This is a genomic window from Polaromonas sp. (genome assembly GCF_039932935.1).
Classification (GTDB): Bacteria; Pseudomonadota; Gammaproteobacteria; order Burkholderiales; family Burkholderiaceae_C; genus Polaromonas.
In genome coordinates this window covers 30191-43164 of sequence record NZ_JBDTPB010000071.1, presented here as the reverse complement: position 1 = coordinate 43164, position 12974 = coordinate 30191, and the positions used below count along the sequence as shown (strand labels likewise).

General features: G+C 62.1%; 14 protein-coding genes. 4 read left to right on the top strand and 10 right to left on the bottom strand.

What is annotated here, in order from left to right:
* From dnaE to ABI546_RS12425, 5 genes are all read right to left on the bottom strand, one after another.
* On the bottom strand, positions 1-2383 hold a 2383-nt coding region (dnaE, locus tag ABI546_RS12445; protein WP_348046902.1), incomplete at its 3' end, for a DNA polymerase III subunit alpha.
* 9 nt (positions 2384-2392) lie between these two features.
* On the bottom strand, positions 2393-3901 hold the full coding sequence (locus ABI546_RS12440; RefSeq protein WP_348046901.1) for a DNA polymerase Y family protein: 1509 nt from the start codon (positions 3899-3901) through the stop codon (positions 2393-2395).
* Positions 3861-4688, bottom strand: a complete 828-nt coding sequence (imuA, locus tag ABI546_RS12435) for a translesion DNA synthesis-associated protein ImuA (RefSeq protein WP_348046900.1) — start codon at positions 4686-4688, stop codon at positions 3861-3863. The genes ABI546_RS12440 and imuA overlap by 41 nt, the downstream gene beginning before the upstream one ends.
* A gap of 192 nt (positions 4689-4880) precedes the next feature.
* Positions 4881-5681, bottom strand: a complete 801-nt coding sequence (locus tag ABI546_RS12430) for a hypothetical protein (RefSeq protein ID WP_348046899.1) — start codon at positions 5679-5681, stop codon at positions 4881-4883.
* A gap of 175 nt (positions 5682-5856) precedes the next feature.
* Positions 5857-6363 (bottom strand): disulfide bond formation protein B, encoded by a 507-nt coding sequence (locus ABI546_RS12425; RefSeq protein WP_348046898.1) that lies wholly within the window; start codon positions 6361-6363, stop codon positions 5857-5859.
* Positions 6364-6576: 213 nt separating this feature from the next.
* On the opposite strand from ABI546_RS12425, the gene ABI546_RS12420 reads away from it, so the two are divergent.
* From ABI546_RS12420 to ABI546_RS12405, 4 genes are read left to right on the top strand one after another with little or no spacing between them, the layout of a single operon-like run.
* Positions 6577-6987, top strand: a complete 411-nt coding sequence (locus ABI546_RS12420; protein WP_348046905.1) for a VOC family protein — start codon at positions 6577-6579, stop codon at positions 6985-6987.
* A gap of 60 nt (positions 6988-7047) precedes the next feature.
* Complete coding sequence (locus tag ABI546_RS12415; RefSeq protein ID WP_348046897.1) at positions 7048-7323, top strand: DUF2277 domain-containing protein; 276 nt, start codon at positions 7048-7050, stop codon at positions 7321-7323.
* A gap of 46 nt (positions 7324-7369) precedes the next feature.
* Positions 7370-7891, top strand: a complete 522-nt coding sequence (locus ABI546_RS12410; RefSeq protein WP_348046896.1) for a DUF4238 domain-containing protein — start codon at positions 7370-7372, stop codon at positions 7889-7891.
* On the top strand, positions 7873-8253 hold the full coding sequence (locus ABI546_RS12405) for a DUF4238 domain-containing protein (RefSeq protein ID WP_348046895.1): 381 nt from the start codon (positions 7873-7875) through the stop codon (positions 8251-8253). The genes ABI546_RS12410 and ABI546_RS12405 overlap by 19 nt, the downstream gene beginning before the upstream one ends.
* A gap of 75 nt (positions 8254-8328) precedes the next feature.
* Here the strand turns inward: ABI546_RS12405 and ABI546_RS12400 are convergent, their stop codons facing one another.
* From ABI546_RS12400 to ABI546_RS12380, 5 genes are read right to left on the bottom strand one after another with little or no spacing between them, the layout of a single operon-like run.
* Positions 8329-9417: a sulfate ABC transporter ATP-binding protein gene (locus tag ABI546_RS12400; RefSeq protein WP_348046894.1), complete on the bottom strand. Its 1089-nt coding sequence runs from the start codon at positions 9415-9417 to the stop codon at positions 8329-8331.
* A gap of 12 nt (positions 9418-9429) precedes the next feature.
* Entirely contained in the window at positions 9430-10350 is a 921-nt protein-coding gene (cysW, locus tag ABI546_RS12395; protein WP_348046893.1) for a sulfate ABC transporter permease subunit CysW, read from the bottom strand.
* Positions 10347-11240, bottom strand: a complete 894-nt coding sequence (gene cysT / locus ABI546_RS12390; protein WP_348046892.1) for a sulfate ABC transporter permease subunit CysT — start codon at positions 11238-11240, stop codon at positions 10347-10349. Before cysT ends, cysW begins: the two co-directional genes overlap by 4 nt.
* 11 nt (positions 11241-11251) lie before the next feature.
* Entirely contained in the window at positions 11252-12259 is a 1008-nt protein-coding gene (locus ABI546_RS12385; protein ID WP_348046891.1) for a sulfate ABC transporter substrate-binding protein, read from the bottom strand.
* Positions 12256-12855 (bottom strand): alpha/beta hydrolase, encoded by a 600-nt coding sequence (locus ABI546_RS12380; protein WP_348046890.1) that lies wholly within the window; start codon positions 12853-12855, stop codon positions 12256-12258. The genes ABI546_RS12385 and ABI546_RS12380 overlap by 4 nt, the downstream gene beginning before the upstream one ends.
* Positions 12856-12974: the final 119 nt, after the last annotated feature.

The window sequence follows — 12974 nt, the reverse complement described above, 5'->3', positions numbered from 1 at the left end:
GCTCGTGGCACTTGAGCCAGCAGCTCACATACACCAGCTTGGCAAAACTGGCGGCATGGCTTTCAGGAAAGCCGTAGTCACCGAAGCCGAGGATCTGGCTGAAAATGCGCTCGGCAAACTCCAGCGTGTAGCCGTTCTTCACCATGGCATTGACCAGCCGGCCGTGGAATTTATCAACCCCGCCCTTGCGTTTCCAGGCGGCCATGGCCCGGCGCAGTTCATCGGCCTCGCCGGGCGTGAAGTCGGCGGCAATCATGGCGACCTGCATCACCTGCTCCTGAAAAATGGGAATGCCCAGGGTGCGTTCCAGCGCGGGGTTGAGCGCGGGGTATTCAGGCACCACCTTGCCGCCGCCACGCTCAATTTCACGCGCCTTCAGGTAGGGGTGCACCATGCCGCCCTGAATGGGCCCTGGCCGCACGATGGCGACTTCCACCACCAGGTCGTAATAGCTGCGCGGCTGCAGGCGCGGCAGCATGGACATCTGGGCGCGGCTCTCGATCTGGAAAACCCCGGTTGTGTCGGCCTCGCAGATCATGTCGTAGGTTTCCTCATCCTCCAGCGGGAGTGTGTGCATTTCAAGGTCGCTACCCCGCGTCTGGTTCACCATCTGCAGGCAGCGCCTGATAGCAGACAGCATGCCCAGCGCCAGCACGTCCACCTTCATCAGCCCGATGGCCTCCAGGTCGTCCTTGTCCCACTGGATGATGCGCCGGTCTTGCATCGACGCGGGTTGCACCGGCACCAGGCGCGTCAGCTTGCCCTGCGTCAGCACAAAGCCGCCCACGTGCTGGCTCAGGTGGCGCGGAAAAGCCGGCCGGTCTTTTTCGCGCTTCTTGCGGTCGTCGGCTTCAGCGATTTCATCTTCAGCGCTGGCATGCCGCGACATCAGCAGGCGTGACAGCTCCAGCCACTGCAACACAGGCCCGATGTCGGCCTGCGCCTCGGCCTCCCGGATTTTTTCTTCCAGCACCTTGCTGCCGTCAAACCAGAAATGCTCTTTGGCATAAAGCTCCACCGTGGCAGGGTCTATGCCCAGGGCTTTGCCCACGTCGCGTACGGCGCTGCGCGAGCGGTAGCTGATGACGGTGGCCGCAATGGCGGCGCGGTCATGGCCGTATTTTTCATAGATGTACTGGATGACTTCTTCGCGCCGCTCGTGCTCGAAGTCGACGTCAATGTCGGGCGGCTCCCTGCGTTCACGGCTGATGAAGCGCTCGAACAGGAGTTTGCTTTCGGAGGGGTCAATGGCGGTGACTTCAAGGCAGTAGCAGACGGCCGAGTTGGCGGCCGAGCCACGCCCCTGGCAGAGAATTTTTTCGCTGCGGGCAAAACGCACGATGTCATGCACCGTGATGAAGTACATCTCGTAGCCGAGTTCCTCGATCAGGGCCAGCTCCTTGCCCACCTGCCGCCTGATCTTGTGCGGAATGCCTTGCGGGTAGCGCTTGTGCGCGCCCTGCCAGGCCAGGCGCCGCAGGCAATGCGCCGGGGTTTCGGTGTACGGCACGATGTCGTCTTGCGGGTAGCGGTAGAGCGTACGGATTTCATCGAGATTGAAGTGGCACCGCCCGGCAACCTCCAGCGTGGCGCGCAGCAAATCACGCGGATACACCTCGGCCAGCCTCATGCGCTGGCGCAAGTGCGCCTCGGCATTGGCCTGCAGCGCAAAGCCGCATTCATGCACGGTGCAGCCCAGCTTGATGGCAGTGAGCACGTCATGCAGCGGCTTGCGTGAGCGCACATGCATGAGCACGTTGCCGGCCGCCACCAGCACAATGCCGGTGTGCCGCGCAACTTCACGCAGTTGTGACAGCCGCAAGGCGTCGTCCATGCCCTGCTGCAGCTCCACGGCCAACCAGGTGTGGCCGCCGAAACTGTCCACTGCCGACTGCGCATGGGTACACAGCGCATCGGTGTCAATGGCGCCGGGCAAGGGTGACAGCAATATTTCGCAATGCACCAGCACCGAAAAATCCGTTTCGCCCAGTACGACGCGGTAGTCGCCCTTTTCAACCCTGTCATCCAGTTGCCGGGCCGTGGTGATGAACTCGCACAGGTTGCCCCAACCGGCGGCATTGTGCGGCAGCACCACCAGGCGAAAGGCTTCACTTCCATCCTTGGCCCTCACCAGAAATTCCGCGCCCGGCAAAAGCTTGAAGCCCTGCTGTTTGGCCGCCTCATGCGCGCGTACCACGCCGGCCACCGAGCATTCATCGGTGATGGCGATGGCGCGGTAGCCCAGCTCGGCCGCGCGCACCACCAGCTCATGCGCATGCGAGGCACCGCGCTGGAAGCTGAAGTTGCTCAACGCGTGCAGTTCCGCGTACTCGGGCAACTGGAAGCCGCCTGTCAGCGCCTGGGTGAGGGTTTCGGAAAGCATCGCTGCGCCTCAGGCAAAAAAACCGTGCAGGTACCAGTGCTGCCGTTTGAGCATCACGGACGAGCCCTCAGAGGCCGGCAGCTCGAGCCGCACGCTGTAAATCCACAGCAGGCTGCCCTGCTCGCTGCGGTAGATGTAGTAGTCGCGCATGGTGGGCGGTGTGTGTCGCTCTGCATGCGCGCGGTAGGCGCCTTCGCTGGGCGCCAGCCAGCCGGTGGCCTCCAGCCGCTGCGGGCCGGCCATGCGTGTCAGCCGGCCCTGATAGACCGGGCTGTTGCCTTCGGTCGCCAGGCGCTGCGGCTCGGGCAGCAGCCAGCTGGGATAAAGGGCGTCGACTTTGACTTGGGGGGCAGCATGGGGAGCGTTCAAACTGGCCAGAGAAGCCTTTTTTCGGCCTTTTTGAGCATGTTTCAGGCCTGTAGCCCTTTGCTGGCGTGCGGCAGCAGCTATTGATTTAATAGCACCCCTGGCGGGCACCCAGCGCTGCATGTGGTCGGGCCGGTGGTCGGCGCAGGGCTCCCAGGCCTGCACGCTGCCATCGCCCAGGCGCGCGCTCAGGCGCTCGACCAGCTCGACCGCGCTGTCGCCCTGGTGCTGCGCTTGCATCAGCAGGCTGGCGGTGGCGGCCGCGGAATCCACCAGCAGCTCGGTTGCCAGCGACTGCAAGGTCAGGCTGTGTACCGGCGCCGGCAGTTGCTGCTGCGCCAGGTGTTCAGATACCAGCCGCGCCATGTGGCGCAAGTCCTGCGCAGGGTTCGCGGTGCGGATTTCCAGCTCGCCAGTGGGTGGCATGTGTGCCGAATCGAAGCGGCGTTTGTCGAGGTGCCAGGTCAGGCGCAGCGCACTCAGGCCGCTTTGCCGGCCCAGCAGCCAGGCCTGCAAGCTGGCCAGCAGGCGCTCCACCCCGGCCATCAGCTCGGGCCCATGGGTGGCAAGGGCTTCGAGCTCGATTTTTTCTTCAAACGATTCGGGCAGTACCAGCCATTCGTAGTCGTCGGCCACGCTGCCGCGGGCTCGGTCCAGCGCGGCCAGCAATTCAGCGCCAAAGCGCCGGGCCACGCCGTCACGCGGCAGGCGCAGCAGGTCGTCCCAGGTGCGGCAACCGATGCGCTCAAGCACCGCATGGTGCGGCAGCACGGCGCTGAGGGTGTGCATGGGCAGGTCGGCGACGCGTTTTTTCACCGCACCAGGGGTTTCAGCTTGCAGGCGAAGCCGCCCAAGTGCTATCAATGATGTAGCGCCTTGCGCCCGTTTTGTGTTGGCTGCAGCCCGATTCGCCTCAAAAAATGCTGCCAGCCGTGCGTCCAGCAAGGCCATCAACCTGGCCAAGCCGCCAAACAGGCGCAGGCTGCCCGTCACATCCATCAGCACCGCTTCATCGACCAGCGCCACCCGCGGCGTGAAGCCCAGCGCCAGGCTGGCCACCGCGCGCCGGGCAGTGGCCTCGTCCATGGGCCCCACCTTGGCGGCGGCGGGCTCAGTGGTGATCGAGGTGTGCAATGCGATCCAGCAGCGCATGGACGGGACTCAAGGGTGAGGTAACGGGCAGGAAAAGCGGCGCGGTTTCTTCGCGCTTGAGGCGCGCGCGCTCGCGGCTGGCAAGCATCAAGGCGGCAAGGCGCGGCGCACGGGTGTCGAGCAACAAGGGGGCCGTCAATGGAGGCCCGCGGCGCTTGACGACATGCACCCGCAGGTTGCCGCCCTCTTCCACGGCGCCTTCCAGCAGCAGGCGAAGCGGCGCAGGTGATGACTCGTTTTGCGCCCGCAAGGGCCGAAAGACGAACAGCAGCTTGTGGTGCGCATGCGCGGCAATCTGCAGGCGGCGCAGGTGGGCGCTGCGTGCATCGGGCAGCCAGGCCAGCACCGCGGCCACATCGGCGCACAGCAGCGCCTCGCGTGCAGCCCACAGCAGCGAGGGTGCGTTGCCCGGCTTGCCGTGAATGCTGATGAGCCGCCGCATGTCGATCTGGCGCGCACCCAGTGCCGGGCCAAAAGGCAGGTAAGGGGCGCCGACCAGCGCGGTCAGCTGCGCACCCGGTTCATCGGGCGTGGCCGGCTGGTTGAGGGCACGGGCCAGGCCAGGCGCCAGCAGACCCCATTCGTGCTGGCCGGCTTGCGGCAGCAGCAACTCGACCAGTGCGCCCTGCGGCCAACCACCGCCCGGCAAGGCCTGGTCGAGCGCGGCATAGCCCGTGGCGACCGTCTGCACACTCGCGCTGCCCAGCTCGCCGGCACGCCATACATGGGCATTCAGGGCGTCGGCAAAGTCCGGCAAAGCGCTGGGCGTTGCAGTGAGGGTGGGCATGGAAGGTGGTCCGGGTCAAGCCGGCAGTACTGTATTTACGTACAGTATATGACTGATTCAACGACCCGCCAACCTGCGTGAAACCCGGGTACCCCAGTCGAGAATTGCCCACCGGGGGAGCTGCCGGGGAAATCGACACCTCTCTGCCAATCAGAGGCAGCGCGCTTGCCGGCAGTGCCCCTGTTCGCGCGCCTAGAGTTTGGGCGGGGGTGGCCGGCCCACGTTGTGGGCGCCCTTGTTGGCCGCCTCCCAATACGCCTTGTCCAGCGTGCCGGAGTGGTTCTTGACCGGGGTGCCGACCGGCACATTGCCAGGGCGCTGAACGCCCTCTACCGAGTAGGTTTTCAGCTTGGGCTTCTCGGTGCTGGAGGGGTTGAGTTCATGAAACTGGTGCGCCACCTTTGAAGGGTTGTCTGGGGACAGCTTCTGGCCACGGACACTGGCCAGCGTTTCAATGTGCGTCATGCACCGCGTCGTGTAGGGGTCGGATGCCTCGCCGTACAGATGGAACACGCCGTGCTGCTGGCGTTCGCTCGTCATCTGCTTGAGCTTCCAGAGCTCGAACACCGACACCTTTGCACGCATCGCTTCCTTGGAGTCATAGCGGTAATCCCGCCCCTTATCGACATCGCTTTTCAGGGCCGGACGCGCCAGGAAGCGGTCCCTGTGCTCGGTCGGTGTATGGCTGCCATAGGCCAGGTTCGAGTAAGGCTTGGACTCGTCTATGCCCGTCAGTTTGTTCACGGCGCCAAACTTTGGCAAATCCGTACGGGGTGGGCCGCTGCCCATCCGGAAATCCTCGTAATGGCCCCACGAACCCCGCCCGTATTTGACGGTCATGTGTTCTGCCTGTTTTGGATCCGTCGTGTTTCTCCACGTTGAGAACTTGACCGGCACCACCGGCTGGTTTGCCAGGTAATAGGCGCTGGCAGCGGTACCGGCACTTGCCAGGACCGGAAAGCCAAAGCGCGATAACACCCTTCCTGCTGCCATGGGGACCATCCTTTTGCCGCAGCGCGGCAATGTTGATGAACTGACCTTCCGGTAAAACCGGCGACTGGATATTCAGTCTAGTCATGGCGCGCGGCTGGCACCATCCCCTTTTCAGGTGAAAAATAACATGCGCCGGCCGGAGACAATGCAACGCCAAACCGGCGATGCGGTCGATTCAGTGTTTGCGCAGCTGGCGGGCCATCAGCATCAAGCCCACAACCACAATCGCGGCAAAGCACAGGAAAGACCAGTTGGCAATCGACAGGCTCAGAAAGGTCCAGTCGATCTTGGTGCAGTCGCCGCTGCCCTTGAAGATCATGGGAATGGCGCGCTTGAGCGGAAAGGTTTCGATCATTCCGTAGAAGTCGCGGCCGCAGGAGGCGATTTCAGGCGGGTACCACTGCAGAAAGCTTTGCCGTGCCGCCACAAAAGCGCCAAACCCCGACAGCAGCACCATCAGGCTCGAGCCGGTGATCAACAAGCCCCGGCTTTTGGCGATGGCCGTCACGCCCGCCACCACGGCCACCAGCACCAGCGCATAGCGTTGCACGATGCACATGGGGCAAGGCTCCAGGCCCACGACATGCTGCAGGTACAGACCAAAAGCCAGCATGGCCACGCAGGCCACGGCGATCAGCGCCAGCACGCGACGCGGCATGGCGTCGAAATACGTCAAAAACATCAGGGAAGCCCTCTTTTTTATGAATGGATTATGAATTGTCCAGGGGTTCGGGCGTTTGGGGCGGGATAAGTTCCCTTCAGCAATGCATGCAGGGCGGATTTTTCGCCGCTTCCTCGCCCTCCTCTCGTCACCCCTTTGCCAGTATTTGTCCTACAGGTGAGGCAACCCGGCGGGCGTAGATTTTCAGAACTGAAGATTTTTGGAGACCTCATGATGGAAATCCACCGCGGTCGCCTCATCGACCACATCCACCTGCGTGCCCATGACCTGGCGGCCAGCAAGCGCTTTTACCGCGCCGTGCTGCAGTCCTTGGGCAAGGCCGACGCCATCCAGGAAGCCGACGACCACTTTTCCGCCGACGAACTGTGGATAGACAAAGCCGACGGCGCCGTCTCACATGTTCATCTGGCTTTCCAGGCGAAGGATCAGGCGGCCGTCAAAGCCTTTTACGAAGCTGCCCTCGCCGCCGGTGGCACCGACAACGGCGCGCCGGGCGAGCGAAAATACCATCCAGGCTACTACGGCGCATTTGTGCTGGACCCGGACGGCAACAACATCGAAGCGGTCTACCATGGGCCTTTTGTGGCTTCGGCCGAGTCGGTGGTGATCAAACCGGCCGGGTAAGCAAAGCCCGCCGCCGCCGTCGGCATTTCAACGGGAAATCTTTCGCCTCAAGGAGCCGGCATGTGCCGCAACATCAAGACCTTGTTCAACTTCGAACCGCCGGCCACAGAGCTGGAAATCCGTGACGCTTCGCTGCAGTTTGTCAGAAAGCTCAGCGGCTTCAATGTGCCGTCCAAGGCCAACGAAGCCGCGTTCGAGCGCGCTGTTGAAGAGGTTGCGGCCTCTGCACGGGTTCTCATCCGCTCACTGGTGACCAACGCCGAACCGCGCAATCGAGAGGTGGAAGCCGAACGGGCGCGGGCCAGGTCGGCACTGAGGTTTGGCGCGAGGCAGTGAACGAAGAGGCTCCACTGATCGCCGTTTACATCTAACATCAGACGGTATGGGGACCCGGGCTAAGAATCACCACTATGTTCCGCAGTCGTACCTCGCACGATTCGTGGATGCTCAAGGCTTCCTACACGTTTATGACCGAGCGGCAAAGGAATTGAGGAAGCAACGCCCGAAGGAGGTAATGAAGATTAACTCCTACTACCGGCAAGAGTGGGCGCCAGAAGGAGTTGATCCCAACTTCTTGGAGACACAACTGGGCGAGTGGTTGGAGGCAGAGGCAAAAAATGCAATCGACAAACTCCACTCAGTGCCAGAAGAGTTGGACGCCCAAGATATCGCCAACTTGCTTACTTACTTCGAAGTTCAACGCATCCGAGTGCCAAGACAAGCCGAAATGGGAAAGGCCCTGATGCGTGAACTCATCCTGAGGCTTGCGCCGCTGGATGCAGTCACAGCAATCGCCTCGGGCAAGGTCAAGCTTGAGATCAAGGATGCCGCTCGATTTGACTACAGCGCTTCTCCATCGGAACACTATCACCTTGGTTTGGAGCGATGGAATGGGAAGTTGTGACAGCAGGTGATGGAGCATCGTTTGTGACTACCGATAGTCCACTATCACTTTACAACCCTGCAGCACCACCACCAGCTGAAGCAGGAATCGGGCTGGCGGGCACTAAGGTGTTCTTTCCTCTGAGCGCCAACAAGGCGCTTTTGATGCGACATCCCGAATACGCAAACCAAGTAAACGATCCAACTGAAATTCTTCCTATTCCGAAACATGAGGATGGCCACATTGCAATCAGTTCTGGTGCAATTTGGCCTGCAGGGGTAGTCAACCGCTTCAATTGGAAGATGGTTCAGCTATGCTCAAACTTGGTCGTAGCAAACAGTCCCTTAGTAATTCAGAGATGCCTCGATGCCAGCACGGTCTAACATGTCGCTCAACGTGAGAACGCAACATTAAGATGCTGCTTCGCCGCTAATGTTGCGCTCCGCTCAACTCCAACCTCACCCCTCCACAAACACCCTAGCCTTGCGCGGCGTCACCACCAGCATGTCGCCCTCGTGCAAACCCATGTCGGCAAATTGCTGGGAAGGCATCTGAGCTTCGATGATCGAGTCGCCCGACACATTGCCCTTTTGTTCGTAACCTTCTGCGGGGACCAGCTCAAGCCGTGCGATGGGGCCGATGACGATGGCGCGTTCCAGGTGGGCGACGATACCTTCGGCGCCCGGTGCGTAGCGCTGCACGTCCAGGTCATGCGGGCGCACATAGGCAAAGGCCTTGGCATCCTGCGCGCCGGCATGTTCGGGTGAATTGAGGCGCATGCCTTCCAGCTGTACCTCTCCTTCGTGCGCACGGCCGTGGAACAAATTGACGTCGCCCAGGAAGCCGTAGACAAATGGGCTGGCCGGGTGGTCCCACACCTGTTGCGGCGAGCCGATCTGCTCGACCTTGCCCTGGTTCATCAGCACCACGCGGTCGGCCACTTCCAGGGCTTCTTCCTGGTCGTGCGTCACAAAAATGCTGGTGACATGCAGGTCATCGTGCAGGCGACGCAGCCAGCGGCGAAGCTCTTTGCGCACCTTGGCGTCAAGTGCGCCAAAGGGCTCGTCGAGCAGCAACACCTTGGGCTCCACCGCCAGCGCGCGCGCCAGGGCAATGCGCTGGCGTTGCCCGCCTGAGAGCTGCGACGGAAAGCGATCAGCCAGCCAGTCGAGCTGCACCAGGTTGAGCAAGGAATGCACCTTTTCCTTGATCTGCGCTTCGCTGGGCCGCAGGCCGCGCGGCTTGACGCGCAGGCCAAAGGCGACGTTCTCAAACACCGTCATGTGGCGGAACAGCGCGTAGTGCTGAAAGACGAACCCGACCTGGCGCTCTCGCACATGCACGTCGGTGGTGTCTTCACCGCTGAAGAGGATGCTGCCGCGGTCGGCTGTTTCCAGGCCGGCAATGATACGCAGCAGCGTGGTCTTGCCGCAGCCCGAGGGGCCGAGCAAGGCGACCAGTTCGCCTGACTCAATGTCCAGGCTCACATCGCCCAGTGCCTGGAAGTCGCCAAAATGTTTGCTGACGTTGCGGATTTCGATGCTCATGATGTCTTCCTTTTAGCCGGCGGCCGTGGCGGTTCCCGCCGGCGCACGCGGACGTTCGGGCGGCAGATCTGCCGCTGCTTTCATTTCTGCTTCATGGCGCCATTCGGCCGCCGACTTGATCACCAACGTGACCAATGCCAGGATGGCCAGCAGTGAGGCCACGGCGAACGCGGCCACTGATTGGTATTCGTTGTAAAGAATTTCCACGTGCAGCGGCAGCGTGTTGGTTTGCCCCCGAATGTGGCCCGACACCACCGACACCGCGCCAAACTCTCCCATGGCGCGTGCGTTGCACAAAATCACGCCGTAGATAAGGCCCCATTTGATGTTGGGCAGCGTGACATGCCAAAAGGTCTGCCAGCCGGTGGCACCCAGCACAATGGCGGCCTGCTCTTCGTCGTTGCCTTGTGCCTGCATCAGCGGAATCAGCTCCCGCGCAATGAAGGGAAAAGTCACGAACACGGTGGCCAGCACAATGCCGGGCACGGCAAAAATGATCTTGATGTCGTGCGCCAGGAGCCACGGCCCGAACCAGCCCTGCGCGCCGAAGATCAGCACGTAAATCAGGCCGGCCACCACGGGCGAAACCGAGAACGGCAAGTCCACCAGGGTCGTCAAGACTGACTTGCCGCGGAACTCGTACTTGGCAATCGCCCAGGCGGCGGACACGCCAAACACGAGGTTCAGCGGCACGGCAATTGCGGCGGCAATCAGGGTGAGCTGGATGGCTGACCAGGCATCGGGTTCCTGCAATGCGGCAATGTAGGCGCCAAAGCCTTTGCGCAAGCCTTCCGTGAACACGGCGGCCAGAGGAAGAATCAGAAACAGCACGACAAACGCCAGCGCCACCGTGATCAGCGTGTAGCGCACCCACGGGGATTCGGTCGTACTGGACGCGACACGGCGAACAGGTTGATTCAACGGGCCGCTCATGCTGGTGCCCCTGCGTTGCGGCGCTGCCAGACCTGCAGGCCGTTGATGACCAGCAGCAAGGCGAACGACACCAGCAGCATCACCACCGCCACGGCCGTCGCTCCGGCGTAGTCATATTGCTCGAGCTTGCCGATGATGATGAGCGGTGTGATTTCAGAAATCATGGGCATGTTGCCGGCGATAAAGATGACCGAGCCGTACTCACCGATGGCCCGCGCAAACGCCATGGCAAAGCCAGTGAGCAGCGCGGGCGTGATGTGCGGCAGGATGACCTTGGTGAAAATCTGCAGGCGTGTGGCGCCCAGGGAGGTCGCGGCTTCTTCGAGTTCTTTCTCGGCGTCTTCCAGCACCGGCTGCACCGTGCGCACCACGAAAGGCAAGCCAATGAAGATCAGCGCGATCACCACGCCGGCCGGTGTGAAGGCCAGCTTGATGCCCATGGGCTCGAGGTACTGTCCGATCCAGCCGTTGCCGGCGAGCAAGGCCGTGAGCGAAATGCCAGCCACGGCCGTGGGCAGCGCAAAAGGCAGGTCTACCAACGCATCAACGATCTTTTTTCCTGGAAATTTGTAGCGCACCAGCACCCAGGCCAGCAGCAGGCCAAACACCAGGTTCACCAGGGCGGCAATCAGCGAGGCACCAAACGTGAGGCGATACGAAGCCAGGACGCGCGGCGAAGTCACCGCCATGACGAACTGGTCCCAGCTCAGCGTGAATGTCTTGAAAAAAAGCGCCGAGATCGGAATCAGCACGATCAGGCTGAGGTACAGGACGGTATAGCCCAGCGTCAGACGGAAGCCCGGCAAGACTCGTCTGGCAGCTCTTTTGTTACCCGCAGGCACACCCGGCGCCACCGCGGAAGGCGGCGCCACAGAAGACAAGGCAGTCATAGTCGTGCGGTTTACTTGACGGTGTACAGCTTGTCGAACTGGCCGCCGTCGTTGAAGTGCACTTTTTGCGCTTCACCGAGGCTGCCAAACACGTCTTGCACCGTGAAGAGCTGCAGCGGTTTGAAGGTGCTGGCGTATTTTTTCAGGATGGCCTGTGAACGCGGGCGCGACGCGTGGCGCGCGGCGATTTCCTGGCCTTCGTCTGAATAAAGATAGTTCAGGTAGGCCTTGGCCAGGTCGGCCGTGCCCTTCCTGGCCACGGTACGCTCCACCACCGCCACCGGGTTTTCCGCCACGATGCTGATGGACGGATACACCGCATCGACCTTGCCTTCGCCAAACTCCTTGTTCACCGACAGCACTTCAGATTCGAACGTGATCAGCACATCGCCGATATTGCGTTGCAGGAACACGGTGGTCGCGTCGCGCCCGCCCTTGCCCAGCACCGGCACGTTTTTGTAGAGCTTGCCGACGAACTCGGCGGCCTGCGCGTCTGTCGCGCCCTTCTTCCTGGCATAGCCCCAGGCGGCCAGGTAGGCGTAGCGGCCGTTGCCGCCGGTTTTCGGGTTGACCAGAATGACCTGGATGCCGGGCTTGATCAAATCGTCCCAGTCCTTGATGCCCTTGGGGTTGCCGTTGCGCACCAGGAACAGCATGGTGGACGTGGTGGGCGATGCGTTGTCCGGAAACTTCTTGGTCCAGTCTTTGGCGACCACGCCGGCGCCAGCCAGGAAGTCCACGTCGGTCGACGTATTCATGGTCACGACGTCGGCATCGAGGCCATCGGCCACGGAGCGTGCAATGGCGCTGGAGCCGCCGTGCGACTGGTCAATCTTGATGTCCTTGCCTTTGGTCTTTTTGTAGTGGGCAATGAAGGCTGCGTTGTATTCCTTGTAAAACTCGCGCGCCACGTCATACGAACCATTGAGAAGCGTCTGTGCCGAAGCCGTGCCGGTGAATGAGGCGCCCGCGGCCAATGCCAGAGTGGCGAGGCCGATTTTGAGTTTTGAGAAAGTCATGCCGTTTCCAGGGAGCCAAAAGAAGAAGACGAAGAATGAGCCGAAGAAGAAAAATCAAGATGAGGTGCCGTCAGGGATGCGTCGCCTGCCAGCGACTGCAAAAGCGCAATGCCCAGTGGCCATTCGCCGTGGCCCGATTCGATATTGATGTGGCCGGCATCCTGCATGCGCACGAACTCGCTACCCCACGCACGCGCATAGGCGCCCGCCAGCCGCACCGGGCAGTAAGCGTCGTTGCTGCTGGCCACCAGCACGCTGCGGTAAGGCAGCTTTTGATACGGCACGGGCGCAAAGTCGCTCAGCACGGCACGGCGCTCCGGATCTGCCGGCGCCACCAGCAAAGCGCCGTGAATACGCTCTACCGCCTCAGGCGGCAGGTGCGCCGTGGCAATGCAGCCCAGGCTGTGCGCCACGATCACGACCGGCTCGTCTTGCAGCGCGATGGTGTTGGCCAGCGACGCGACCCAGGCCTTGCGCGAAGGCGTGATCCAGTCGTCCTGGCGCACGCGCACCGCATTGCGCAGGCGTTCGGCCCACAGGCTTTGCCAGTGGCCGGGGCCCGAGTCGCGCCAGCCAGGGACGATGATGAAACGCACGCTATATGTCCTGTGCCAGCAGGGGCCGCGGAACCGGCTTTGCCGGGCCGCAGGCGCAGCGCCCCCGAGGGGCTGGAGCCTGCGACTCCAAACCTGCTTGAGCAGGTTTGGACAGGCGA